Raw genomic sequence first — 22302 nt, forward strand, 5'->3', positions numbered from 1 at the left:
AAGTACTGATCGTCACGCACCCATAGCGTCGCGCGTGAGGTAATCGAGCACCTGTGCCATCAGCGTGTTGATGGCCGCGTAGCGCTCAGGCGGTGCGGCGCGCAACTGCGCTTCGTCCTGCACGAACGGGCCCGGCACCAGTTCATTGCGGCAGTGGCTGATGATGGCGTCGGCGCTGTCCGGCGTGGTCTCGAGATGGAACTGCAGGCCAAGGGCGCGCGGGCCGATCTGGAAAGCCTGGTGCCGGCAGGCCGCGCTCGTCGCCAGCAGCCCGGCGCCATCAGGCAGATCGAAGGTTTCGCCATGCCAGTGGAACACCTCCAACTGCTCCGGGAAGCGGAATGTGCCCGGGCCGCCGTCGCAGGCCTGTATGGGAAACCAGCCGATCTCCCGGTGTGCGCCGGCCCGCACGCGCGCACCCAGCGCGGCCGCCATCAGCTGCGCGCCCAGGCAAATCCCGAGCACCGGCTTGCGCATCTCGATGCAGGTCCTGATCAGCTGCTGCTCGGCCAGCAGCCAGGGCAGCGAGTCCTGGTCATTGACGCTCATCGGCCCGCCCAGGGCAATCAGCGCATCGAAGCTTGCGGGCTCCGGCAGCGGTGCGGCGGCCTCGAAGAACGGCGTGGTGGTCACACTGGCCTGGTGCGCTTTCGCCCAGGCGGCAATGCTGCCAAGCCCTTCGAAGGGCACGTGCTGCAGGACATGGATGTGCATGGGATGCTCCTTGTATCGGATGGTGTGGAATGGTGTCGCGGTTGGCGGGTGCTGCAGGTACTTGGCGCCCCGGCATGGCATGCCATGGGCGGTGCGGGCGGGGCACGCCTGCGGAGGTGTCGAACAACTTTCGGCCGTTGCGGTGCGTGGAAGCGGGCGGCATCAGGCCCAGCGCGGCAGCCACTCGATGGTCTTGATGCCCAGCCACACCGCAGCCACGCCCAGCAGCACGCTGAGGCCGACATAGGCGGTGGCCACCAGCGGCTCGCCGCGCCGCAACAGCAACACGGTTTCGAGCCCGAAGGCCGAGAACGTCGTGAAGCCGCCGAGCAAGCCGGTGAAGAGGAACAGCTTGGCCTCCGGCGTGAACGCCGCATGGCGTTCGGCCAGCCCGGCGAGTACGCCGATCACCAGACAGCCCGTCACATTGATGACGAATGTGCCGAGCGGGAACCGGGCGTCGGCGGACAACAGCAGCCAGCTCCCCAGCTTGTAGCGGGCCACCGAGCCCAGGAAGCCACCAATTCCGACCAGAAGAATGTTTGTCATGGGCTGCCACACGAGTGAAGGCGGCGCTGAATCAGACCGATATCGGTATCAAGGGCATCAGAATGCGTGTTTACATGGCGGCGGTTGGCGTTTGCCACGGTCTGCGGAGCCCTGACAACTGCCCACGTGGCCAACGCGGCCCGCGCAGCAGCGGGCGGCCTGTTCAGCGTTTTGCAAAGCCCATATTCTGAGCCAAAGTGCGCGCCGTGAGCGCATGTGCAACGCCGCCATGCGCTCCAGACCGCGATGGCCGCACCCGGGATACGTGTTCAGCCTTGTCTTGCGCGCTGGCTGGCGGCTACCTGCCCCTTGATCGCATTGGCGCGTGCGCTGCAGGTGATGCGGCCGGTGCTGTCTGCCGACAGGCCGGCCTGCATCTGCGCCTTGAGGCGATCGATCTCGCCGGGGGACATGACGGCGAGCTTCGCACCCACGCTGGGCGCGCCCAGAACCGTGGCCCAATAGTCGTCAAAGTCGACAAAGGTGCGTCGCACGGTGATGCTGCGCTCCTCGACGGCTGCCAGGCCGGCTTGCGCCCAGAGCGAGCGCATCACATCCATGTTGGATGCCTCCGTGCTGGTGGGCACCGGCACATCAACGCCGAGCGCGCGCATCTGCGTGTGCAGCGCGTGGTACGGGAAGCCGCCGCCTGCCATGTCCCAGGCATACGCGGCCACCGTGCCGCCCGGGCTCACCACCCGGGCCATTTCGGCAACGCCCTGGGCCGGGTTGGGCACGAAGAAGATCACCAGCGGCATGACCGCCACATCGAAACCGTCGGCGGGAAAGGGGAGCGCCATCGCATCGGCGCGGCTCAGCCCGGCGGTTTGCAATGCTTCGCGTGCACGCGCATAGGCCAGCTGCCCTTCGGATGGGTCGATGCCGTGCACCAGCGCGGGCCTGCAGCGCTCGATCAGCATCTCGGTGAAGGCGCCGTTGCCGCAGCCGACATCCAGCCAGCGTTTTTGCGGCCCGATGGCAAGCCAGTCCAGAAACGCCTCACCGACGAGTCGGCTCCATTGGCCCATGTAGCGTTCGTAGGTGGCTCCGTCGTTGAAGCGGAATGGGTTGCCTTGCGTGCTGGATGGCATTGCTGTTGACCTGTGCCGCGATGCGGTGTGGGTTGAATGAAGGCTCAGGCGTGGCTTTTGTGGAGCCCGGCTTGGCATGTCCGTGGTGCATGCGCTGGCTGCTTGCGCGGCCAAGTGTGCCAGCACACAAGCTGCGTCAGGCAGCATGTGCATGCTTTTTATGCGTGAATAGCGCCACAGCGAAGGCCATGGAGCAGCCCGTAACGATTACCCAGAACAAGGGGGCATCGGTGATCGTGATCGGACTCATTGCCAGGGCTGCAGCACACCATGAGCCTGTGATGACGGCTGGAACAACTTGCCCCTTCCAGGCGGACAGCGCCGCACAGATCAACAGCACCGGCGCAAGAAAGATCGCCGGAGTGAATGGCGCTGCGGACAGCAGCGCGACCAAACCGGCAATGATGCTTGATATCCAGGCAAAGGCTCGCATGACAGGGAGGCCTCATGTGGCCTCATGTGGCCTTATGTGGCCTCATATCGGTGGTGAGGGGCACCGCGTGGCGTCGGTTGGAATGAATGGCCACGCGCTCAATGGGCGCTACGCCTAAAAGGCGATCTGCACGGAGGCCGCGCTGCGGACCGCCTCACCGTGATACACCGCCTCGATATTGTTGCCGTCGGGATCCAGCACGAATGCCGCATAGTAGCCGGGATGGTAGGCGCGTTCCCCGGGAGCGCCGTTGTCCTTGCCACCATGCGCGAGTGCGGCTTTGTAAAAGGCGTCGACCATCGTCCGGTCCTGCGCCTGGAACGCCAGGTGATGGCGGCCGGTCAGGGCCCCCAGCGCCGCCGGGCTATCAAGGGCGGTCACGAACAATTCGTCGGCCCAGAAGAACCCGTCGCCAGTGCCGCCCATCGGGACGTCGAGAGACGCGAGGACGGCTGCGTAAAAGGCATGGCTTGCCGCCAGGTCTTGCACGACCAGCTGAATGTGATCGATCAGACGACCGCGATGCAGTTCTTGTGCTTCCATAAAGCTCCTCTGGTGGTGATTGTGGTCGGTGCAGCGAGAGACCAAGGCGAGCGGACGCCGCAGGCGGTCCACTCGACTGACGAGTTAAACGCCACGACTCTTGATCTTCCCAAGCAGCTTTTTGAGGTCCCGAGCGAAGATATCCTTCATTGTGGACGAGTCGAATTTTTTCTCTTCGGCTGTAACCGAAAATGTCACATACCCGTCGCTCAAACCCATCACTCCGTGCGTGCTTCGGATTCGATCGGAGCCGGCCTGTCTTGATTCGGAGTAGTCAAGAAATGCGACTCCACCGTTGCCAGGAACCTCAAAGAGTTCTTTGCCCCTTTCTGCGGCAGTATCGCGAACGAAGTCTTTCCCAATCGTCGGTCGCTGGCTGACATACTCCTTCATCGAATTGAATGTGAGGCGAATCTCTATGTGATGGGGTGCTTCCGGCGATAGAGACAGCGTGCGCCGCCCGTCTTCGAATCCATACCGATAGCCCTTCGGTACTTCAAGCTGCGCTACCTGCCGGTCGAAGTGCACGACTTGTGAGCATGCGAGCGAAGAGCCGAACAGGCACAGGGCAAGCAAGAGAGATCGCATTGGAATTTTCTCGTTTAACGCTGAAATTCAGCGGGCCACGAAGCCGTCCGCTGCAATGACCAGTTAAAGCGCAGATTAGTCGAGCAGATCATACGGGGCAAGCTTCCAAAGACGCTCCGGAGTTTCGGCGAAGGGCGGATGAATGATCGCCCCCGTCGGACCAACAAGCTCGCCCGCCTTCGGCCATTCATGAATGTAGAAAACGACGCGGAAGCTCGCGACGTCCGGAGGATCGCCATTGCTTTCAGCGATCGAATGAGTTCCATCCAAGGACAGGTACGCCGGCTCCCACGCGACTGAGCTTGTATGCTTTTCAAAAATGGCAAATGGATCGAAGTCGCCAACGTGATCTTCGACCAATACCTCAAACAGAGCTGCAGCGCTCAACGCCTCTTCGAGCTCCTCGGGTAATTCAGCAGCTCGTGATTCAATTTCCTCTTCCGACCAAGACTGCGCCAGCCCCTGCAACTTCATCTCCCGAATGCCTGTTGCAAAAGCGTGCACGTCTTCCTCGATCCAGAGGGCAAGTCTTTTAGGGGTGAGGCGCGGAAGATACGCGCCGATGACGGTGAGCTTCATGAATGTGCTTTAACGCCTGAGTTAAGCCGCGCCGCGAAGCGGCGTCGGCTTGAATGAATTATTAGGCATCAGGCCAATGGGCGCAATGCCTGCGGTTCCGGCCACGTTACTGGCTCCGAGCCATCGATGCTATAGCACTCCAACTCAGTGATGCCGCTGTCATTTCCCCACACCAAAACGCCCATTAGCCCACCAGCAGAGTTCTTTCCTGCGTAATCCGCGAGAACGTAGTGATCTTTAGTAACAGGGGTGGCCTCAAATGATTCACCAAAGAGGACTGTAGGACAGCCACCACAGCCACACTTGCCAATGACTTTGAGTGACTCAGTTTGAGGCAAGCGCTCCGGAGCCGCTTTCTTAAGCAAGCAGAGCAGTATGGCCCTCTCATCCGGAGAGAGGTCTCGTTGGTAAGGTATGAAGTAAGGAGAACGTTCCACTGATGCCTAGCGCCTGAGTTAAGCTGCGCCGCGAAGCGGCGTCGGCTTGAATGAATTGTTAGCCAGCCAGTTGTGGATCCATGCTGGCCGGATCAAATGAGTCTTGCTGAATATGCAAGACAAGGGCGTACTCCGCAGAAGGTACGTATTGATCGCGGATGATATAGGTGTGTCCGGTAGTTGCAACATCTAGGATCTCTCGGAGCAAGCTGGCTAATCGCTCAAAGTCTCGGGGCTGCCCCCATATGCCGCGACCATCTAGGCGAGACTCTGGCCAAGTGGTCAGTGTGAAATACCAATGTGGCCCTAGGTGTTCGTGCTCGGATGGAACTGCATTGCTTGAGTTGCCAGCATAGCTATCGAGTGCCTCAGCGAGCCCGAGAAGTCCGGATTTGCTCCCATGCAAATGCCACTCTAAGGCCTCGGCATCAGAGATATAGTAGAAACCGAAATCGCGCCACTCTTGGCGTGTTCTTTCGGCTAGCGGTTCCGATAATTTTTCCATGGACGCCTAACGTTTGAGGTAAGCGGCTGGCTGAAAGCCAGTCCGCTTGAGCGCAGGGTTAGACCCAGCGCTTATTTCTTACCACCACCGCCAGCAGGTGCATTGCTGCGTCCGCCACCTGAAGGGTTGCCGGTGCCACTGGGCCAGCCGCCACCGCTACCCTGGCCGCGACCGCCGCCGCCAGAACTACCACCTTTAGAGCCGCCGCCTTGAGAACCGCCACTACGCCCGCCGCTACTATTTCCACTTTTACTCATTTGATTACTCCTTCTACGGTTGAAAAAGTCAAATTGTCTATATGGCTAACAGTTGAGTTGAGCCGCGCCGCGAAGCGGCGTCGGCTTGAATGAATTGTTAGGCCAAATACGCGAGCAACTTGGCCACTTAGTGCTTTGCAAGCTCACCTATCTTTTTGTCGCTGTATGTGACTTTGTTGTCTGAGACTTTTACTGCGCCGTTTGACAGGAGTAAATTATAAACTTTGTCAGATTCCGCAGGGTTGTGCTTAAACTTGTTCTTGATGCTGTTGCGAAGGGTGTCCGCCTTGGCGGGTCTATTTTTACTGTAGGTAATGAGGTGCGCGCAGTAGATTGCTAAGGGGGTTGAAGAATCACTTAGTGCTGGCTTAACTGTGATTGTCTCTGTTGTGACGTTTCCGATGCGCTCGGATGAACGGCCATGACTCTTTAATAGGTGTACCGCATGATCCAAATCTGAGTCATTTGAAACGATTGCAAAATGGGTCTCTTGGGGAAGCTCATGCATGAGCGCCCCGCACAGAAACAAGATTCCGAAGTCGGCCGAGTTCTTACCACCGCGCTCCATTTTTTGGATTTTTAGTTTATTTGCAGCTATTGCCGTTGATAGAGGAATTAGCCAATTGAGTGGAACTTTTGATATGCTTTGAGCGTAACAAATCACCACCCGCGAATAGTTTGCAAGGTCGCTGGGCAACTGGTGTAGCTGATTTGGGCAGTTTTCCAAATCAATAATTAGAACTTTCAGACTGCCAGTGTTCTGGCTTTCTTTCTCAACGGTCTCCATCATCTCTCCCATTTGGCCTAACGCCTGAGTTAAGCCGCGCCGCGAAGCGGCGTCGGATTGAATAAATTGTTAGGCCTCACTGGATGCAGACTCATAAACACTCCTTGCTAGGGCTGAGATCGCTTGTGTGATCTTGGTTCTGGGCGTGTATCTCTGATGCTTGCTTTTTAGGAATACATGCAGAACTTGATCCGACCATGTTGCCAAGTCAGTTTCGAGCTTTGGGAACGGTTCATGGGCAAGCCTGTTGCGCAGCCTATTCAACTGCTCCAAGAACTCAAGTGCTTCTGTTAGACCTTTGTCCGTTTCAGTCGCGGTTGCAAGTGCCTTGAGCTTCTCACGGAATGACAGCTTTCTGATCTGCTGATCAGTGAGTGAAAGACGTGTGCTTAGGCCCTCTGACAGCATGAACTCCAGCAGCAGGTGACCTTTCAGCAAGATCAACTCAGTGTCTCGATAGCGGTCAAGATTTGACCAGACTGCCCAGTCGATGAGTGGTGGTGGAATCACAGGAAGGTTCCGCTTGTGAGGCCTAACGCCTGAGTTAAGCCGCGCCACGAAGTGGCGTCGGCTTGAGTGAGTTGTTAGAGGGCCGACAATTGACGGATGCGTTGTCCAAGTTCTGCCATTTAATCAGCAGTGTACCCAATCAATGTGGGCATCTCCCAATCGTAAAATCTCTTATCTGATACCGCTTGTGAGATGAGGCCGCTAAGTGCGAGTAGCTCTTCCGGGGAAAAAATTTCGCCTGTAAAAACAGCTCTAATCTTCTCCGATATCAGACTGGCGGTTTGCTGAGGGGCCGTAGTGCAAATGACGATATCACCTGCGGCTTCTGCTTCGCAAAGAGCAGAAACTATGTTGTTGTTTAGTTCAATCTGGATATCTCTCATAGGCCCTCTAATGCTGGAGTTCAGCGGGCGGCAAAAAGCGCAGCTTTTTGACGGTCCGCTGGAACGACTTGTTATGTTCGTTGTTCATTGAATCTTCGCGCTCTTGCTTAGATTGTGGCGAGCACAGAGTAACTGGACATTCTTGGCTTTCAGTGATGTGCCGCCCTTTGAAAAGGGAAGAATATGATCGAAGTGCAGTTCGTCGGTTGCGCCACATGACACGCACTTGCCGCCATCGCGTGCCCACACCTCAAGTTTTACGCTAGTTGGAATAATACGACTACGTTCAACAAGACGACTGGCGTTTTCTTCCGCGGCAAATTCGTCAGACACGCTTTCCACGGCCACGAGCTTAAATTTGAATACGTTTCTCGCACCGTCGTTCTCAATCCAAGAATCTACAAGATGAAAGAATCCATTGTCAATCCAAATGCCGGCCTTGATCTTTTCGTAGACCTGAACAATGTCAGGCCCCTTTTTACCAGCCTTGAACTGTTGTGCAGCCTGATGGAATTTGCCGTTCTCGGTCAGAGTGCCCCCAGGTTGCCGTTCTGGTTGGTCAAGAGATTTCGGGTCAGTAATGCCCTTGCGTTTTGGCTCATCATGCCCTTCGTAAATGAGCACGGCCCCGTCGTCCTGCACCTCATCACGATAAGGAGAATTGGGACGAACTGACATGAGGATGACCGAGTGATGTCCCTTTAAACGGAAATTCATGCCCCTTTGTAGGCTCGTGCCTTCTTTCTGGCACATCTCGATGTAGGAGATGACATTACCTCTCACGCTTCAACTCCGGATAGAACATAACGCCTGAATTAAGCCGCGCCGCGAAGCGGCGTCGGCTTGAATGAATTGTTAGGCCCCAGGCGCATTTGACTGTACCTGAGGCTTTGGTTTAACAATGGCGCGCAGCTCAGCAAAATCTCCGTTTGAACGCGCCGCTATCTCAGACCATGCACGTTCAAAGGCGGGACGCCTGATATTGGAAGTAATGCCATCTTGCCAGAATTTCCAGGTTTCTTTGGAGATACGGCCCGTGTGTGACAGAAAGGCTTGCTGGTTGCATAGATCAAAGTAGTGATACATCTCGTCAAAGCTATCTGTGTGCTCTTTGTCTGTAAGTTGTTCCCCGAGAAGTGCTTTGGTAGGCAGGCGTGCAGCTAGCTCTCGATACTCTTTTGTCAGTGAGTCCTCGAACGTTGTAGTGGCTTGCTTTTTAGATAGCCATATTTGCCAAGCGGCAAAAATCACCGCTATCGCTGTTGCAACATTAGCGATGTCTGAGAGGTTGAATGTCACGGGTAATTGTTCCTGGGGCCTAACTATATTTAGGCCGCCCAGCTCAAGCACAGTCAGGCGGCCTATCCAATCCGATCCGACCTATCTTCCCTTTGCCAATGCTTGCCTTTGATGATTTAGGCCGCCTAAAATTCTGCGGATGGATAGGTCACAAAATGTTTCGTTGGCGCCATTGTCGCAAGCGGGGACAAGGCCCGTCAAGCTGCTTGATCAGGTGCGGGCGGCTATCCGGGTGCGTCACTACTCCATTCGCACTGAAGATGCCTATGTGGACTGGGTTCGGCGTTTCATCCTGTTCCATGGCAAGCGACACCCTGTGGAGATGGGCGCGGATGAGGTCGCGGCGTTTTAAGAACCTGTTCACAATCTTTTCGTGGGTCACGCGGGAGGTCAAAAATGCAGTGGGCAAGACGCCCGTCGCAGCCCAGACCGGCCGTCTGGGCAAGGCGGGCAACGCCGCCCGGTGCGTTTTTGACCTCCTGCCCTTCGGGTTGTCCCGGCAGGCGCGCGCTGCGGTGTTACAAATCCTCGTCGGGCCACCGGCCCGACTGCGGTTTGCGCCTTGCATCGCATCGCCTGCCGGGGCAACGTGGCCCACGAAAAGATTGTGAACAGGTTCTAACCCATCTGTCGGTTCAGCGGAAAGTTTCTGCGTCCACGCAAAATCAGGCCAAGTCTGCGTTGTTGTTCTTGTACAAGCAGGTTTTGCACAAGGACTTGCCTTGGTTGACGGAGGTGGTGGCGGCCAAGGCGTCGCGGCGTTTGCCGGTGGTTCTGACACAGCGCGAGGTGCGCGATCTGCTGCTGCAGATGGATGGCACGATGTGGTTGGCTGCTTCGTTGCTTTATGGCACGGGGATGCGTTTGCTGGAGTGTCTGCGGTTGCGTGTCAAGGATGTGGAGTTCTCGCGCCGGGAAATCATTGTCCGGCAAGGCAAGGGCAACAAGGACCGTGTGACGGTGTTGCCGGAAAACCTGTTGGCACCATTGCATGCGCAGTTGGAGAAGGCGCGGGTGCTGCATGACAGGGATCTTGGGGCAGGTTTGGGTGAGGTGTATTTGCCGGATGCGTTGGCGGTGAAGTATCCGACGGCACCGCGCGCATGGGGTTGGCAGTATGTGTTTCCCAGCCCCGTGCTGTCGGATGATCCGCGCACAGGCAAGCGGCGCAGACACCATGTTTACGAGCAGTCGGTGCAGAAAGCGGTGGCTTTGGCAGCCAAACGGGCGGGTATCGACAAGCCTTGCACGCGGCATGTGCTGCGGCATTCGTTTGCGACGCATTTGCTGCAATCGGGCTACGACATTCGCACGGTGCAGGAATTGCTGGGCCATGCGGATGTGAAAACCACCATGATCTACACGCATGTGCTCAACAGGGGTGGGCGCGGCATTCTCAGTCCATTGGATGCCTTGTAGATCTTGCCCTCGTTTGTTCGTTTGTTCGTTTGTTCGTTTGCAGGGGAGCGCTTCGCGCCTACCGGGGCGATGCCGGCCGCGTGCGGTAGAACCGCATTGGCACGCCCTCGGCGAGCGAGGCCTCGACGGCGCGGCGCTGCTGGGCCAGCACGCCGGGCTTGATCTTGCCGACCACGTGCATTTCGCAGGGCTTGCAGTCAAAGCGCAGCGTGAGTTTTTCCTTGCCGTTGATGAGGTGCAGCGGCTCGGCCTTGATGGTGCCCTTGACGCCGATCACGCCCTTGGCCTGCTTGGGGCACAGGCTCATCGAGAAGCGCACGCAGTGTTTGGTGATCATCAGGCTGACTTCGCCCAGTTCCTCGTCGGCCTCGTAGGCGGCGTCGATCACCTTGACGCCGTGCTTGACGTAGAAGTCGTGTGCCTGGTGGTTGAGCACGTTGGCCAGGTAGCTGAGCGTGTCTTCGGGGAAGGGGGCGGGCGGCTCCACCGGCCGGGCGCGTGGCGGGCGCTGGCAGGCGGCGGCGCGGGCGGCTTCGAGGCTGTCCAGCGCTTCGCGGCGCAGCGCATTGAGCTGGGCAGCGGGCACGAACCAGGGGTGCCGGATGCGCACCTGCACCGCATGGGCATGGAAGATGCTGCCGCCAAAGCGATCCAATTGCCGGGCCAGTGCGGCCTCGGCCTGCGCGGGTTCCTTGGCAAGCTGCTGGGTGTGCGTCGTGGTGGCGCTGCCGCTGTGGCCGTCCTCGTCGGTCAGTTGCAGCAGCAGTTCGCCGGGGCGCGGCTCGCTCAGTTCGGCCCAGAGGCCGATGCGGCGCTCACTGGATGGGCGCTCCATGGTGCGCTGCCAGTCCATGTCGCGGTTGCGGTTGATCTCGGTGTTCCTGCGCAGGTCCTTGAGGCCGGCGATGGCGTCCTTGGGCCAGATGCGCCACAGCCCCGGCTGGCCGCCGGGGGCGGGCTCGGCGCGGTTGATGGCCAGGCCCACCAGTTCCTTCTGCAGGTCGTAATAGCACAGGCCGTCGCCGTTGTGCAGCTGCATGCCGGGGTCGCTCAGTTGCAGCTCCAGCCAGTTGTCGGCGGCCTGGGGGCGGGCGCCGGGCCTGGCCTGCAGCGCGGCCTTGGGCACCTGGGTGACCCAGCCGATGGCCTGGCCGGGGTTCTTGGGTGTGTCGAAGGCGCCGATGTCCTGCTGGCGGCCGTTGACGAAGTAATCGGTGAACTCGCGGTTGAAGTTCTGGTTCGGGTCCGGCGTGAAGAAGTGGCGCGTGCTGCCGCTGGAGGCGCGGGCCAGCGGGCTGTCGCTGGACTCGCGTTCCTCGATGACCCGGTCGAGCAGTTGCCGGTAGTGGGCGGTGATGTTCTTCACATAGCCCATGTCCTTGTAGCGCCCTTCGATCTTGAAGCTGCGCACGCCGGCGTCGACCAGCGCGCCCAGGTTGGCGGACTGGTTGTTGTCCTTCATCGAGAGCACGTGCTTGTCGTAGGCGATGAAGCGGCCCTGGTCGTCCTGCACCTGGTAGGGCAGGCGGCAGGCCTGCGAGCAGTCGCCGCGGTTGGCGCTGCGGCCGGTGTGGGCGTGGCTGATGAAGCACTGGCCGCTGTAGGCCACGCACAGGGCACCGTGCACGAAGAATTCAATGGTGGTGCGCTGCGGGTCGATGGCGGCGCGGATGGCGGTGATCTGCGCCAGCGTCAGCTCGCGCGCCGGCACGATCTGCGAGAAGCCTGCGTCCTGCAGAAAGCGCGCCTTCTCGGGCGTGCGGATGTCGGTCTGCGTGCTGGCATGCAGCTGGATGGGCGGCAGGTCGAGCTGCAGCAGGCCCATGTCCTGCACGATCAGCGCATCGGCACCGGCCTCGTAGACCTGCCAGGCCATGCGGCGCGCGCCTTCCAGTTCATCGTCGCGCAGGATGGTGTTGAGCGTGATGAAGATGCGGGCGTGGTAGCGGTGCGCGTGTTTGACGAGCCGCTCGATGTCCGCGATGGCATTGCCGGCGGTGGCGCGCGCGCCAAAGGCCGGGCCGCCGATGTAGACGGCGTCGGCGCCGTGGTTGATGGCTTCGATGCCGATGTCGGCCGTGCGCGCGGGCGCCAGCAGCTCCAGGTGGTGGGCGTGCAGGGTCATGTGGGGATGGATGTGGGGCGGAGCCGGTGGGAGTCGGCCGCCATTATCCGGCAAGCCTGCCTGCGGGCGCGGCGATGCCGATGGGTGGCGCCACGGCAACAGGCGCGCGCTGCGTGGGCGGGAACTGCATGCGCGGGCCCCGCATCATGGTTTCCCCTGATGCGCGGGAGTACACTTGCGTCCGGGTTTCTTGATCCATGTCAAGGACAAGGCGTATCCGATGCAAACCCCCGCCGCGCGCATGCCATGCCGGGCGGGGAAAGCCAGGGTCGGTGCAGTGCTCGCTCTGCCCGGCCTGGACGCATGCCGTGGGGGACGGCGCGTCCGGTTGCCGCGCGACAGAGTCGCATGCGGTGCCAGCCAGATTTCGGACGCCATTCCCTACCTTCCACCAAAAACTGGATTTCACACATGAGTACAACTGAAGACAAGGCCGTGCGGGCCCGCTGGCCGGTCACGCTGTTTGGCATTGCGCTGGCCGTGATCGGCCTGGTATTGACGGGTGGCGGCGCCTGGCTGCTGGTGCTGGGCGGTTCCTGGTATTACCTGCTGGCGGGCCTGGCGCTGCTGGTGGCCGGCGTGCTGTACCTGCAGCGCCGTCCCGCCGCGGTGTGGGTGTTTGCGCTGACGGCTTTGGGCACGCTGGCCTGGGCCTACTGGGAAGTGGGCGCCAGCTTCTGGCCGCTGGTGCCGCGCCTGGCGCCGTTCCTGGCGCTGGGCTTTGTTGCCGCGCTGGTGCAGCCGCGCCTGAGCCAGAGCCGCTCGGTCGCCGGTGCCTACGGGCTGGCCGCCGTGCTGGCCGTGGGCATCGCCGCCGGCTTTGGCGGCATGCTCTCCGAGCATGGCGTCATCGAGGCCAAGGCGGCACCGCAGAAGGTGCAGGACGCCGCGGCACGCCCGCTGGCGGACTGGACGCACTATGGCTACAACGCCGCCGGCACGCGCTTCGTGCCAACCGAGCAGATCAACAAGGAAAACGTTGACGCGCTACAGGTGGCCTGGACTTACCGCACCGGCGAGATTGCCGAGGGTGCTTCGGAGTTCCAGAACACGCCCAGCCAGATTGGCGATACCGTTTATGTCTGCACACCGCTGAACAAGCTGGTGGCGCTGGATGCCGATAGCGGTGCCGAGCGCTGGAAGTTCGACCCGCAAGTGACCGATCGCAAGACCTGGAACCGCTGCCGCGGTGTGGGCTACTACGAGCCAGCGGCGGTGAGCCAGCCCTTTGCATTTGCCGAGGACGCCGCGCGCCAAGCGGTTGCCGCGACCGACGAGGCGGATGCCACGGTGGCGCCGGCCGAAGCCGCCGGCAGCCCCGCCGCGCAGGCTTGCGCGCGCCGCATCGTCATGACCACCATCGATGCGCGCCTGCTGCAGATCGATGCCGACACCGGCAAGCTGTGCGAGGCCTTCGGCAAGGGCGGTGCGGTGGACCTGACCACGGGCTTGGGCAAGGTCGATTACGACGGCGTGCTCTGGTACTACCTGACTTCGGCGCCGACCGTGGTGCGCAACATGATCATCCTGGGCGGCTGGACCTTCGACGGCCGCTCGGTGGACGAGCCTTCGGGCGTGATCCGCGCCTACAGCGCCGACACCGGCGAGCTGATCTGGGCCTGGGACATGGGCCAGCCCGAGATCACCAAGCTGCCGCCCGAAGGCGGCCAGTATTCGCGCGCCACGCCAAACGTGTGGTCGACGCCGGCCTTCGATGAGGAGCTCGGCCTGATCTACCTGCCCACCGGCAACCAGCAGCCCGACTTCTGGGGCGGCAACCGTCCCGAAACCACCGAGAAGCATTCGTCGGCGGTGGTGGCGCTGGACATCGCCACCGGGCGCGAGCGCTGGACTTTCCAGACCGTGCACCACGACATCTGGGACTATGACGTGGCGTCGCAGCCGGCGCTCTACGACATCCCCGATGGCAAGGGCGGCACGCTGCCGGCCCTGGTGCAACTGACCAAGCGGGGCCAGATCTTCCTGCTCGACCGCCGCGACGGCAAGCCGCTGGCCGAGGTCGTCGAGAAGCCGGTGCCGCAGGACGTCGCAGAGGGCGACTGGGTCGCCAAGACGCAGCCCTACTCGACCGGCATGCCGGCGCTGGGCACCGAACCGCTGACCGAGCGCGACATGTGGGGCGCGACCTTCTTCGACCAGCTGGCCTGCCGCATCGCATTCCGCAAGCTCAACTACCAGGGCGAGTTCACCGCGCCCTCGCTGAAGCCGACGCTGATCTATCCGGGCTACTACGGTGGTTTCAACTGGGGCAGCGCCGCCGTCGACGAGGACCGCGGCTACCTGTTCCTCAACGACATCCGCATCCCGCAGGTGGTCACGCTGATCCCGCATTCGGAAATCGACGAGAGCAAGCTGGTGGCTGGCCATGGCGTCGGCAGCACCTACCCGATGCATGGCACGCCCTTCGTGATCGACCATGCCGCCTTCAACTCGCCGCTGGGCATTCCCTGCAACGCACCTCCATGGGGCGTGTTCGCCGCGGTCGATCTGCAGTCGCGCCAGCTGGTCTGGCAGCGCCCGGCCGGTACGCTCGAGGACGTGCGCCTGCACGGCCTGAACTTCCACCTGCCCCTGCCGGTCGGCATGCCGACGCTCGGCGGCGGCGTCGCCACCGCCAGCGGCCTGGTGTTCTATGCCGGCACGCAGGACTATTACCTGCGCGCGCTCGACATCGAGAGCGGCAAGGAACTGTGGAAGGGCCGCCTGCCGGTGGGAGGCCAGGCCTCGCCGATGACGTATGTCTCGCCCAAGAGCGGCAAGCAGTACGTGGTGATCGCCGCTGGCGGTGCGCGCCAATCGCCTGACCGGGGCGATTACGTGGTGGCCTACACGCTGCCGGGCACTGCACAGTAACCGGACGGGACCAACCCCGCCCGACAGCTGCCTGCCGCGTCGGCAGGGAGCAAAGGCCTGGTTCTCACGGACCAGGCCTTTTGCATTGGGCCCGGCGCGGGGCCGGGGGCCGGTTCAAGCGCACGCGGCGTCCGGGACCATCCTCGACGCGTTCCTGGAACGTGCTTGCGATCTCTCGAGTAGCAGAGCCAGAAACGCCAAATGGACGAATGGCAAGCTGCTATCGAGCAGCCTCTCGCAGTTCTTCCACGGCCTGCGGATCTTCTCCAGCCAGGCAAAGCTGCGTTCGACCATCCAACACCTGGGTTTCCTCATCCGGTTCACTCCATATCTGGAAGTACGCATGCGCCGTGCGCCACTTGGGGAGCGAGGACGGCAGCATGCGCCATCGGCAAGCGTTGCTGAGCAGGTGCAACACCGAAAAGGTTCCTAGGCCGGCCGGGCCAGCCCCAGATGCTCGCGCAGCGTGCGCCCGGTGTATTCGGTGCGGAACAGCCCGCGCCGCTGCAGCACCGGCACCACCTGCTCGACGAAATCCTCGATGCTGCCCGGCAGCGCCGGCGGCATCAGGTTGAAGCCATCGGCACCGCCCTCGCGCCACCAGCGCTCCATTTCGTCGGCAATCTGCTCGGGCGTACCGACCATGGTGCAATGGCCGCCGCCAGCGGCCAGGCGGCCGAGCAGTTGCCGCACGGTGGGTTGCTCCACCTCGATGATGCGCAGGATCGTCGCGTAGCGTCCCTGCGGACCGTGGTATTGCCCGATGGGCGGCAGCGCCGGCACCGGCGCGTCCAGCGCCCAGCCGCTGCAGTCCTGGCCGGTGAACATGCCGAGCTGCTGCAGCGAGGTTTCGGTGGGCAGAAGTTCATCGAGCGAGCGCTGTTTGGCGCGCGCCTCGGCATCGGTGGAGGCCACGTAGGTCACCAGCCCGGGCATGATGGGCACCGCCGCCTGGCGGCCGGCGGCCCGCACGCGCGCCCTGACGTCGCGGCAATACGCCTGCGCGGCCGGCAGGTCGTAGGCCACGGCGTAGATCGCCTCGGCATGGCGCGCGGCCAGCGCGCGGCCCTGCTCGGAGGCGCCGGCCTGGAACATCACCGGGTGGCGCTGCGGCAGCGGCAGGCTGTTGAGCGGGCCGTCTACCAGGAAGTGCTCGCCCTGGTGCCGCAGAGGCCGCACTCTGGCGGCATCGGCGAAGTCGCCGGCGCGGTCGATGCGCAGCGCGTCGGCATCCCAGCTGTTCCACAGGCCCAGCACGGCCTGCGCGAACTCATCGGCGCGGCGGTAGCGCCAGTCGTGGTCGGGCATGGAGGCGTAGCCGTGGTTGCGCGCCTCGGCGTCGTACATCGAGGTGACCACGTTCCAGCCGGCGCGGCCGCCCGAGATGTGGTCCAGCGAGGCCAGCAGCCGGGCCGCATGGAACGGCGTGTAGAAAGTGCTGGAGATCGTGCTGACCAAGCCGATGCGCTCGGTGGCGCGCGCCATGGCGGCGAGCGCCGTCAGCGGCTCGAGCACCCAGAACGGGCAGTCGCTCACGTCGTAGGCGCTGTGGCCGTCGGCGAAGAACACGGCGTCGAACTTGCCGCGCTCGGCGATGCGGGCCAGCTCCTCGTAGTAGGCGATGTCGGCCAGGCGCTCGGCCGGCGAGGCCGGGTGGCGCCAGGCGGCGCGGTGGTGGCCGCAGCCAAGGATGAAGAGGTTCAGGTGCAGCATGGCGGTCCGGTTCTCTCTGCTCCCTGCCCGCCTCAGTTCTTCACCAGGCCGCCATCGACTACCAGATTCTGGCCGGTGATGGCGCGGGCCCAGGGCGACGCGAAGAACAGCACCGCGTCGGCGAACTCATCCGGCGTGGTGACGTGGCGCAGCGGTGTGTTGGCGGCGATGAAGTCGAACACCGCCTCGGGCGTGGCCGCCGAGGCATCGGTGGTGCGCAGCAGGCCGCCTGAGAGCATGTTGACGGTGATGCCGTCGGGCCCCAGGTCCTGCGAGAGCGTGCGCGTCAGGGCCAGCAGCGCGGCCTTGGCGGCGGTGTAGTCGTGGTAGGGCACGACCGGGTTCTGCACGAGGTTGGTGCCGATGTGGACGATGCGCCCGAAGCCGAGCTGGCGCATGCCCGGCAGCGCCGCCTGCAGGGTGTTGAGGGCGGCGCGCACGCTGCCTTCGAATTGCTGGCTCATGCTCTGCCAGCGCAGCGCATCGGCATGCGGGCGGGCGTCGCCGTTGAAACTGAAGTTGGGCAGCGCGTTGTTGATTACCGTGGTGACGGGGCCGCCGAAGTGGCGTTCGGCCTCGCGCAGCAGATCCTGCACGGCCTGCGCGTCGCGCACATCGGCCTGCAGGGCCAGCGCGCGCCCGGGATGCTCGGCGGCGAGCGCGGCGGCAGCCTCGCTGCTTTCCAGGTAGTTGATGACGACCTTGGCGCCCTCGCGCAGGAAGGCGCGCGAGATGTGCGCGCCAAGGCCGCGCGCGCCGCCGGTGACGAGCACGGTCTGCTCGGCCAGTGGCAAGGCCCGCGCTGCAGGTCGGGAAGGGGTGGCAGTGGTGTGGCTCATGGTCTTTCTCCTTGGCGCTTGGGTGACGAGGCAAGGCGAAAAGACCCGCGCAGGTTGATGGGGGAGCGGCCGCCCGGGCGGCGGGGCTGCTTCAACGTGCGCTCGACAATCCCTTCGCCAGTCTGAGCTGGATCAGGTTCAACGGGTGTGATCTCAGCCCCGCCGCCTGCCCGTCCGATGGGCGGGCCTTGCGCGGGACACCCCGTGTCTGCTGTGTGTTCCGCCGGCATTGTAGGCCAGCGGCGGCCTTCGGTGAACGGTGCGGCGGCCGGCTCCGCTCAGGCGATCTTCTCGAGACCGCCCAGGTAGGGGCGCAGCGCGGCGGGAATCGTCACGCTGCCGTCGGCATTCTGGTGGTTCTCCAGGATCGCCACCAGCGTGCGGCCCACGGCCAGGCCAGAGCCGTTGAGCGTGTGCACGAACTCGTTCTTGCCGGCGGCGTTCTTGAAGCGCGCCTGCATGCGGCGGGCCTGGAAGGCCTCGCAATTGCTCACCGAGCTGATTTCGCGGAAGGTGTCCTGCGCGGGCAGCCACACTTCCAGGTCATAGGTCTTGGTGGCGCCAAAGCCCATGTCGCCGGTGCACAGCGACACCACGCGGTAGGGCAGCTCGAGCTTTTGCAGGATGGCCTCGGCATGACCGACCATCTGTTCGAGTACCTCGTAGCTTTTGTCGGGGTGGGCGATCTGCACCATCTCGACCTTGTCGAACTGGTGCTGGCGGATCAGCCCGCGCGTGTCGCGGCCATAGCTGCCGGCCTCGGAGCGGAAGCACGGCGTGTGCGCGGTCAGCGCGATGGGCAGATCGGACTCGGCGACGACGCTCTCGCGCACGAAGTTGGTCAGCGGCACCTCGGCGGTGGGAATCAGGTAGAGCGCGGTTTCGTCCGGCTCGGGCTCGGCGTCCTGGCCGCCCTTTTGAGCGGCGAAGAGGTCGGCCTCGAACTTGGGCAACTGGCCGGTGCCGCGCAGCGAATCGGCGTTGACGATGTAGGGCACATAGGCTTCCTGGTAGCCATGCTCCTGCGTTTGCACGTCCAGCATGAACTGCGCGAGCGCGCGGTGCAGGCGTGCCACCTGGCCCTTCATCACCGTGAAGCGCGCGCCCGTCAGCTTGGCGCCGAGCGCGAAGTCCAGCCCCAGCGGCTCGCCGACGTCGACGTGGTCCCTGATCGGGAAGTCGAAGGTGCGCGGTCCATGGCCCTCGGGGCTCCAGCGGCGCACCTCGACGTTGTCCTGCTCATCCTTGCCAACCGGCACCGAGGCGTGCGGCAGGTTGGGCACGGCCAGCAGCAGGGTCTGCAGTTCGGCCTGGATCTGCTCGAGCCGCGCGGCAGAGCTCTCCAGCGCGCCCTTGATGCCGGCCACCTCGGCCATGGCGGCATCGGCGGCCGCGGCTTCGCCCTTTGCCTTGAGCTGGCCGATCTGCTTGGAGAGGACATTGCGCCGCGCCTGCAGTTCCTCGGTGCGCGACTGCAGGGTCTTGCGCTCGGCCTCCAGCGCGGTGAAGGCCTCCATGTTCAGAAAGGGTTGCGGGTTCTTGCGGGTTTGCAGGCGGGCGATGACGCCGTCCAGTTCTTTGCGGAGCAGCAGGATGTCGAGCATGGCGGTGGATGGGGAAGGTGCCGGTAGCGGGGGCCGGACGGGGCAAAAGGCCTATTGTCGCCGATGGCGCGGCGCTCAGGCCGAGGCGGGCGTGGTGGAGGCAGGTGTGGAGACGGCCGCCGCGTCGCCGAGCTTGAGGCCCTTGGGCAGCGGGAACTTGATGGTCTCCTCGATGCCGTCCATCTTGCGCACCGCGACGGCGCCGAGCAGGCGCAGCCGCTCGATGACCTGCTGCACCAGCACCTCGGGGGCCGAGGCGCCGGCCGTCAGGCCCACGCTCTGGCGGCCTTCGAACCAGGCCGGCTGCAGCTCGCTGGCATCATCGACCATATAGGCGGGCGTGCCGAGCTTGACGGCCAGGTCGCGCAGGCGGTTGCTGTTGGAGCTGGTCGGGCTGCCGACGACGATCACCACATCCACCTGCCCACTGAGCTGCTTGACGGCGTCTTGCCGGTTCTGCGTGGCGTAGCAGATGTCCTGCTGCTTGGGCTGGCGGATGCCCGGGAAGCGCTCACGCACCGCGGCGGTGATGGCGGCGGCATCGTCGACCGACAGCGTGGTCTGCGTGACCACCGCCAGCCGCTCGGTCTGCGCCGGTTGCACGCGCGCGACGTCGGCGACGTCCTCGACGAGGTGGATGCCTTCGCTGAGCTGGCCCATCGTGCCCTCGACCTCGGGGTGGCCCTTGTGGCCGATCATGATGAATTCATAGCCTTCGCGGGCGAGCTTGGCCACTTCCACGTGCACCTTGGTCACCAGCGGGCAGGTGGCGTCGAAAATCCGGAAGCCGCGCGCCTTCGCCTCGTTCTGCACGGCCTTGCTGACGCCATGCGCGCTGAAGACCAGCGTGGCGCCGGGCGGCACGTCGGCGAGCTCCTCGATGAAAATGGCGCCCTTGGCCTTGAGCTCGCCGACGACGTGGGTGTTGTGCACGATTTCGTGGCGCACGTAGATCGGCGCGCCGAATTTCTCCAGCGCGCGTTCGACGATCTCGATGGCGCGGTCCACGCCGGCGCAGAAGCCGCGCGGCTCGGCCAGCACGATGTCGCGGGCGGTCATCTCACAGCACCCCGATCAGCTGCACCTCGAAGGTCACCGGGTGCCCCGCCAGAGGGTGGTTGAAGTCGAACAGCACCGCGCCGTCCTCGCGCACCTGCAGCACCGTGCCGGCGTAACTGCTGGCGCCATCGGGCGTCGGGAACTGCACCACGTCGCCCAGTGTGTAAGCCTCCTGCGGATCGCCCAGCTCGTCGAGCAGGCGGCGCGCCACCCACTGGCGCATCTCGGGGTTCTTGTCGCCAAAGGCTTCGCCCGAGGGAATCTCCCAGGTGGCGCGCTCGCCTTCGCGCATGCCCACCAGGCGGCGCTCCATGGCCGGCGAGAGTTCGCCCGCGCCCAGCGTCAGCGTCGAAGGCAGGCCGTCGAAGGTGTTGATGATGTCGCCCTCGGGGCCGGCCAGGCGGTAATGCAGCGTCAGGAAGGCGCCGTCCTCGACAGTGCGTGCGGGTGGGGTGGTTTGTGCCGACATGGTGTGGTCTTGCCGTCTTGAATACACTTGGGCCTGCATTGTACGTTTGACCCTGCCGCCAGCCCTGCTGCCTGTCTCTAGCCCCCAGCAATGCCATGTCTTTCAAGGACCTGCCCGCCGATGCCCGCCCGCGCGAGAAACTGCTCGCGCGTGGTGCCGCCGCGCTCTCGGACACCGAGCTGCTGGCCATCCTGCTGCGCACCGGCATTGCCGGCCGCGGCGTGCTGGCGCTGGCCGATGACCTTTTGCAAATGCCCGGCACCACCAAGGCGGGCGATGATGGCGATGCCGCAGGCACTGCCGCTGGTGGCTTCGGGGGGCTGGCCGGCCTGTTGCAGGCGAGCGCCGGGATCTGGCGCGCATCAAGGGCCTGGGGCCGGCCAAGCGCGCCGAACTGCTGGCGGTGATGGAACTGGCCCGGCGCGCGCTGGCGCAGCAGCTGCGGCAGCAGGACGCGCTGCAGTCGCCAAAGGCCGTGCGCGACTATGTGCAGGCGCACCTGGGCCACAAGCGCCACGAGGTGTTTGCCGTGCTGTTCCTCGACAGCCAGTTGCGCCTGATCGTGCTCGAGGAGCTGTTTCGCGGCACGCTCACGCAGACCAGCGTCTACCCGCGCGAGATCGCGCTGCGGGCCCTGCAACTGCATGCGCACGCGCTGATCCTGGCGCACAACCACCCTAGCGGCGAACTGGCACCTTCCGCCGCGGATCTCGACATCACGCGGCGCATCCGCGACGCCATGGCCCTGCTGGACGTGCGCGTGCTCGACCACATCATCGTCACACAGGGCGGCAGCCTGTCGCTGGCCGAGCGGGGGCTGCTGTGAGCGAGCATGGACGTGGACGCCAGCCTTCGCGGGGCGCCGCCGTGCGCGTGCACGCACTCTCGGACCTCAAGCAGGTCTCGGCGGTATTGCGCCTGCAGCGCGAGGCCGAGGCGCAGCGCCGCGAGGCCGAACGGCAGCGCCAGCAGGCCATCGAGGCCGAGCGCAACCTGTTTCGCAGCCACATTCGCGCCAGCATGGGCCCTGTCACACCGCTGCGCGCGCCCGAGCGGGTGCCACTGGCGCCGGAGCCTGTGCCGCCTCTGCCGCTGCAACTGCAGCTCGACGAGCAGCGCGCGCTGCTCGAATCGATCAGCGACGACTTCGACGTCAGTTCGCTGCTCGACACCGACGAGGCATTGAGTTACCGCCAGCCGGGCGTTCCTCCGGACGTGGCGCGCCGGCTGCGCATGGGGCACTGGAGCATCCAGGCCTCGCTCGACCTGCATGGCCTGCGCCTCGACGAGGCGCGCGAGGCGCTGGGTGCCTTCATCCGCCACCAGTACAAGCGCGGCGTGCGCTGTGTGCGCGTCATCCACGGCAAGGGGCTGGGCTCGCCCGGCCGCGTGCCGGTGCTCAAGACCAGGGTGCAGCGCTGGCTGGTGCAGAAGAGCGAAGTGCTGGCCTTCGTGCAGGCGCGTGCCAGCGAGGGCGGTGCCGGCGCGGTGGTGGTGTTGCTCGACCGCAGCCGCTGACTTCGAG

At 63.6% G+C, this 22302-nt stretch carries 23 protein-coding genes, 3 pseudogenes and 1 riboswitch; of the genes and pseudogenes, 5 read left to right on the forward strand and 21 right to left on the reverse strand.

Annotation, left to right across the window (positions count from 1 at the left end; all coding sequences use genetic code 11):
• Positions 1-12: 12 nt before the first annotated feature.
• The 13 genes from EV687_RS15590 to EV687_RS15645 form a co-directional block, all read right to left on the reverse strand.
• Positions 13-714: a type 1 glutamine amidotransferase gene (locus tag EV687_RS15590; protein ID WP_122229325.1), complete on the reverse strand. Its 702-nt coding sequence runs from the start codon at positions 712-714 to the stop codon at positions 13-15.
• 162 nt (positions 715-876) lie between these two features.
• A complete protein-coding gene (gene crcB / locus EV687_RS15595) occupies positions 877-1263 on the reverse strand; it encodes a fluoride efflux transporter CrcB (RefSeq protein WP_122229323.1) in 387 nt (128 codons plus the stop codon).
• 269 nt (positions 1264-1532) lie between these two features.
• Entirely contained in the window at positions 1533-2354 is an 822-nt protein-coding gene (locus EV687_RS15600) for a class I SAM-dependent methyltransferase (RefSeq protein ID WP_122229321.1), read from the reverse strand.
• A 136-nt stretch (positions 2355-2490) separates the two neighbouring features.
• Positions 2491-2787, reverse strand: a complete 297-nt coding sequence (locus tag EV687_RS15605) for a hypothetical protein (protein ID WP_130466534.1) — start codon at positions 2785-2787, stop codon at positions 2491-2493.
• Positions 2788-2901: 114 nt separating this feature from the next.
• Entirely contained in the window at positions 2902-3330 is a 429-nt protein-coding gene (locus tag EV687_RS15610) for a VOC family protein (protein WP_122229317.1), read from the reverse strand.
• 84 nt (positions 3331-3414) lie between these two features.
• Positions 3415-3918, reverse strand: coding sequence for a hypothetical protein (locus tag EV687_RS15615; protein WP_122229315.1), 504 nt, complete (start codon positions 3916-3918; stop codon positions 3415-3417).
• Between the two features lie 75 nt (positions 3919-3993).
• The gene (locus tag EV687_RS15620) at positions 3994-4497 is read right to left on the reverse strand and encodes a hypothetical protein (protein WP_122229313.1); all 504 of its coding nucleotides are present in this window, start codon (positions 4495-4497) and stop codon (positions 3994-3996) included.
• Between the two features lie 495 nt (positions 4498-4992).
• Entirely contained in the window at positions 4993-5439 is a 447-nt protein-coding gene (locus EV687_RS19440; RefSeq protein WP_423201100.1) for an Imm32 family immunity protein, read from the reverse strand.
• Positions 5440-5823: 384 nt separating this feature from the next.
• A complete protein-coding gene (locus EV687_RS15625) occupies positions 5824-6495 on the reverse strand; it encodes a PIN domain-containing protein (RefSeq protein WP_207226478.1) in 672 nt (223 codons plus the stop codon).
• 57 nt (positions 6496-6552) lie between these two features.
• On the reverse strand, positions 6553-6993 hold the full coding sequence (locus tag EV687_RS15630; protein ID WP_130466535.1) for a hypothetical protein: 441 nt from the start codon (positions 6991-6993) through the stop codon (positions 6553-6555).
• A 119-nt stretch (positions 6994-7112) separates the two neighbouring features.
• Complete coding sequence (locus EV687_RS15635; protein ID WP_130466536.1) at positions 7113-7376, reverse strand: hypothetical protein; 264 nt, start codon at positions 7374-7376, stop codon at positions 7113-7115.
• An 84-nt stretch (positions 7377-7460) separates the two neighbouring features.
• A complete protein-coding gene (locus tag EV687_RS15640) occupies positions 7461-8159 on the reverse strand; it encodes an HNH endonuclease (RefSeq protein WP_122229307.1) in 699 nt (232 codons plus the stop codon).
• Positions 8160-8231: 72 nt separating this feature from the next.
• On the reverse strand, positions 8232-8675 hold the full coding sequence (locus EV687_RS15645; RefSeq protein WP_130466537.1) for a hypothetical protein: 444 nt from the start codon (positions 8673-8675) through the stop codon (positions 8232-8234).
• A 139-nt stretch (positions 8676-8814) separates the two neighbouring features.
• Here EV687_RS15645 and EV687_RS15650 point away from each other — a divergent pair, with 139 nt between their 5' ends.
• Together EV687_RS15650 and EV687_RS15655 are read left to right on the forward strand one after the other, a co-directional pair.
• Positions 8815-9027, forward strand: a complete 213-nt coding sequence (locus EV687_RS15650) for a phage integrase N-terminal SAM-like domain-containing protein (protein WP_207226479.1) — start codon at positions 8815-8817, stop codon at positions 9025-9027.
• 44 nt (positions 9028-9071) lie between these two features.
• Complete coding sequence (locus EV687_RS15655) at positions 9072-10094, forward strand: integron integrase (protein WP_122229305.1); 1023 nt, start codon at positions 9072-9074, stop codon at positions 10092-10094.
• Positions 10095-10152: 58 nt separating this feature from the next.
• On the opposite strand, the gene EV687_RS15660 is transcribed toward EV687_RS15655, so the two are convergent.
• Complete coding sequence (locus EV687_RS15660) at positions 10153-12219, reverse strand: peptidase U32 family protein (protein ID WP_122229303.1); 2067 nt, start codon at positions 12217-12219, stop codon at positions 10153-10155.
• Between the two features lie 411 nt (positions 12220-12630).
• On the opposite strand from EV687_RS15660, the gene EV687_RS15665 reads away from it, so the two are divergent.
• Entirely contained in the window at positions 12631-15093 is a 2463-nt protein-coding gene (locus EV687_RS15665; protein ID WP_122229301.1) for a membrane-bound PQQ-dependent dehydrogenase, glucose/quinate/shikimate family, read from the forward strand.
• Positions 15094-15207: 114 nt separating this feature from the next.
• Here EV687_RS15665 and EV687_RS15670 read toward each other — a convergent pair.
• The 7 genes and pseudogenes from EV687_RS15670 to EV687_RS15700 form a co-directional block, all read right to left on the reverse strand.
• Positions 15208-15399, reverse strand: a pseudogene (locus EV687_RS15670) (hypothetical protein); the annotation flags it as partial.
• A 4-nt stretch (positions 15400-15403) separates the two neighbouring features.
• A pseudogene (locus EV687_RS19445) lies at positions 15404-15511 on the reverse strand (transposase); the annotation flags it as partial.
• An 11-nt stretch (positions 15512-15522) separates the two neighbouring features.
• A complete protein-coding gene (locus tag EV687_RS15680; RefSeq protein WP_122229298.1) occupies positions 15523-16806 on the reverse strand; it encodes an LLM class flavin-dependent oxidoreductase in 1284 nt (427 codons plus the stop codon).
• A 32-nt stretch (positions 16807-16838) separates the two neighbouring features.
• Positions 16839-17645: a 3-oxoacyl-ACP reductase gene (locus EV687_RS15685; protein WP_122229296.1), complete on the reverse strand. Its 807-nt coding sequence runs from the start codon at positions 17643-17645 to the stop codon at positions 16839-16841.
• A 91-nt stretch (positions 17646-17736) separates the two neighbouring features.
• Positions 17737-17860: riboswitch (TPP riboswitch) on the reverse strand.
• Positions 17861-17923: 63 nt separating this feature from the next.
• Entirely contained in the window at positions 17924-19249 is a 1326-nt protein-coding gene (gene serS, locus EV687_RS15690) for a serine--tRNA ligase (RefSeq protein WP_122229294.1), read from the reverse strand.
• 75 nt (positions 19250-19324) lie between these two features.
• Positions 19325-20308: a 4-hydroxy-3-methylbut-2-enyl diphosphate reductase gene (gene ispH / locus EV687_RS15695; protein WP_122229292.1), complete on the reverse strand. Its 984-nt coding sequence runs from the start codon at positions 20306-20308 to the stop codon at positions 19325-19327.
• Position 20309: 1 nt separating this feature from the next.
• Positions 20310-20777: an FKBP-type peptidyl-prolyl cis-trans isomerase gene (locus EV687_RS15700; protein ID WP_122229290.1), complete on the reverse strand. Its 468-nt coding sequence runs from the start codon at positions 20775-20777 to the stop codon at positions 20310-20312.
• 95 nt (positions 20778-20872) lie between these two features.
• Between EV687_RS15700 and radC the strand changes: the two are divergent.
• Together radC and EV687_RS15710 are read left to right on the forward strand one after the other, a co-directional pair.
• Positions 20873-21603: pseudogene (gene radC, locus EV687_RS15705) on the forward strand (RadC family protein).
• A gap of 41 nt (positions 21604-21644) precedes the next feature.
• The gene (locus EV687_RS15710) at positions 21645-22295 is read left to right on the forward strand and encodes a Smr/MutS family protein (protein ID WP_423201101.1); all 651 of its coding nucleotides are present in this window, start codon (positions 21645-21647) and stop codon (positions 22293-22295) included.
• The last annotated feature ends 7 nt before the right edge of the window (positions 22296-22302 follow it).

It is taken from the genome of Corticibacter populi, from assembly GCF_004217315.1.
In the GTDB taxonomy this organism is placed as follows: domain Bacteria; phylum Pseudomonadota; class Gammaproteobacteria; order Burkholderiales; family Burkholderiaceae_C; genus Lampropedia; species Lampropedia populi.

Bases quoted from the DNA above. Each gene is read 5' to 3' on its own strand.
- EV687_RS15590 (WP_122229325.1), bottom strand. From the start codon at position 714: ATGCACATCCATGTCCTGCAGCACGTGCCCTTCGAAGGGCTTGGCAGC.
- crcB (WP_122229323.1), bottom strand. From the start codon at position 1,263: ATGACAAACATTCTTCTGGTCGGAATTGGTGGCTTCCTGGGCTCGGTG.
- EV687_RS15600 (WP_122229321.1), bottom strand. From the start codon at position 2,354: ATGCCATCCAGCACGCAAGGCAACCCATTCCGCTTCAACGACGGAGCC.
- EV687_RS15605 (WP_130466534.1), bottom strand. From the start codon at position 2,787: ATGCGAGCCTTTGCCTGGATATCAAGCATCATTGCCGGTTTGGTCGCG.
- EV687_RS15610 (WP_122229317.1), bottom strand. From the start codon at position 3,330: ATGGAAGCACAAGAACTGCATCGCGGTCGTCTGATCGATCACATTCAG.
- EV687_RS15615 (WP_122229315.1), bottom strand. From the start codon at position 3,918: ATGCGATCTCTCTTGCTTGCCCTGTGCCTGTTCGGCTCTTCGCTCGCA.
- EV687_RS15620 (WP_122229313.1), bottom strand. From the start codon at position 4,497: ATGAAGCTCACCGTCATCGGCGCGTATCTTCCGCGCCTCACCCCTAAA.
- EV687_RS19440 (WP_423201100.1), bottom strand. From the start codon at position 5,439: ATGGAAAAATTATCGGAACCGCTAGCCGAAAGAACACGCCAAGAGTGG.
- EV687_RS15625 (WP_207226478.1), bottom strand. From the start codon at position 6,495: ATGGGAGAGATGATGGAGACCGTTGAGAAAGAAAGCCAGAACACTGGC.
- EV687_RS15635 (WP_130466536.1), bottom strand. From the start codon at position 7,376: ATGAGAGATATCCAGATTGAACTAAACAACAACATAGTTTCTGCTCTT.
- EV687_RS15650 (WP_207226479.1), top strand. From the start codon at position 8,815: ATGGATAGGTCACAAAATGTTTCGTTGGCGCCATTGTCGCAAGCGGGG.
- EV687_RS15655 (WP_122229305.1), top strand. From the start codon at position 9,072: ATGCAGTGGGCAAGACGCCCGTCGCAGCCCAGACCGGCCGTCTGGGCA.
- EV687_RS15660 (WP_122229303.1), bottom strand. From the start codon at position 12,219: ATGACCCTGCACGCCCACCACCTGGAGCTGCTGGCGCCCGCGCGCACG.
- EV687_RS15665 (WP_122229301.1), top strand. From the start codon at position 12,631: ATGAGTACAACTGAAGACAAGGCCGTGCGGGCCCGCTGGCCGGTCACG.
- EV687_RS15680 (WP_122229298.1), bottom strand. From the start codon at position 16,806: ATGCTGCACCTGAACCTCTTCATCCTTGGCTGCGGCCACCACCGCGCC.
- EV687_RS15685 (WP_122229296.1), bottom strand. From the start codon at position 17,645: ATGAGCCACACCACTGCCACCCCTTCCCGACCTGCAGCGCGGGCCTTG.
- serS (WP_122229294.1), bottom strand. From the start codon at position 19,249: ATGCTCGACATCCTGCTGCTCCGCAAAGAACTGGACGGCGTCATCGCC.
- ispH (WP_122229292.1), bottom strand. From the start codon at position 20,308: ATGACCGCCCGCGACATCGTGCTGGCCGAGCCGCGCGGCTTCTGCGCC.
- EV687_RS15700 (WP_122229290.1), bottom strand. From the start codon at position 20,777: ATGTCGGCACAAACCACCCCACCCGCACGCACTGTCGAGGACGGCGCC.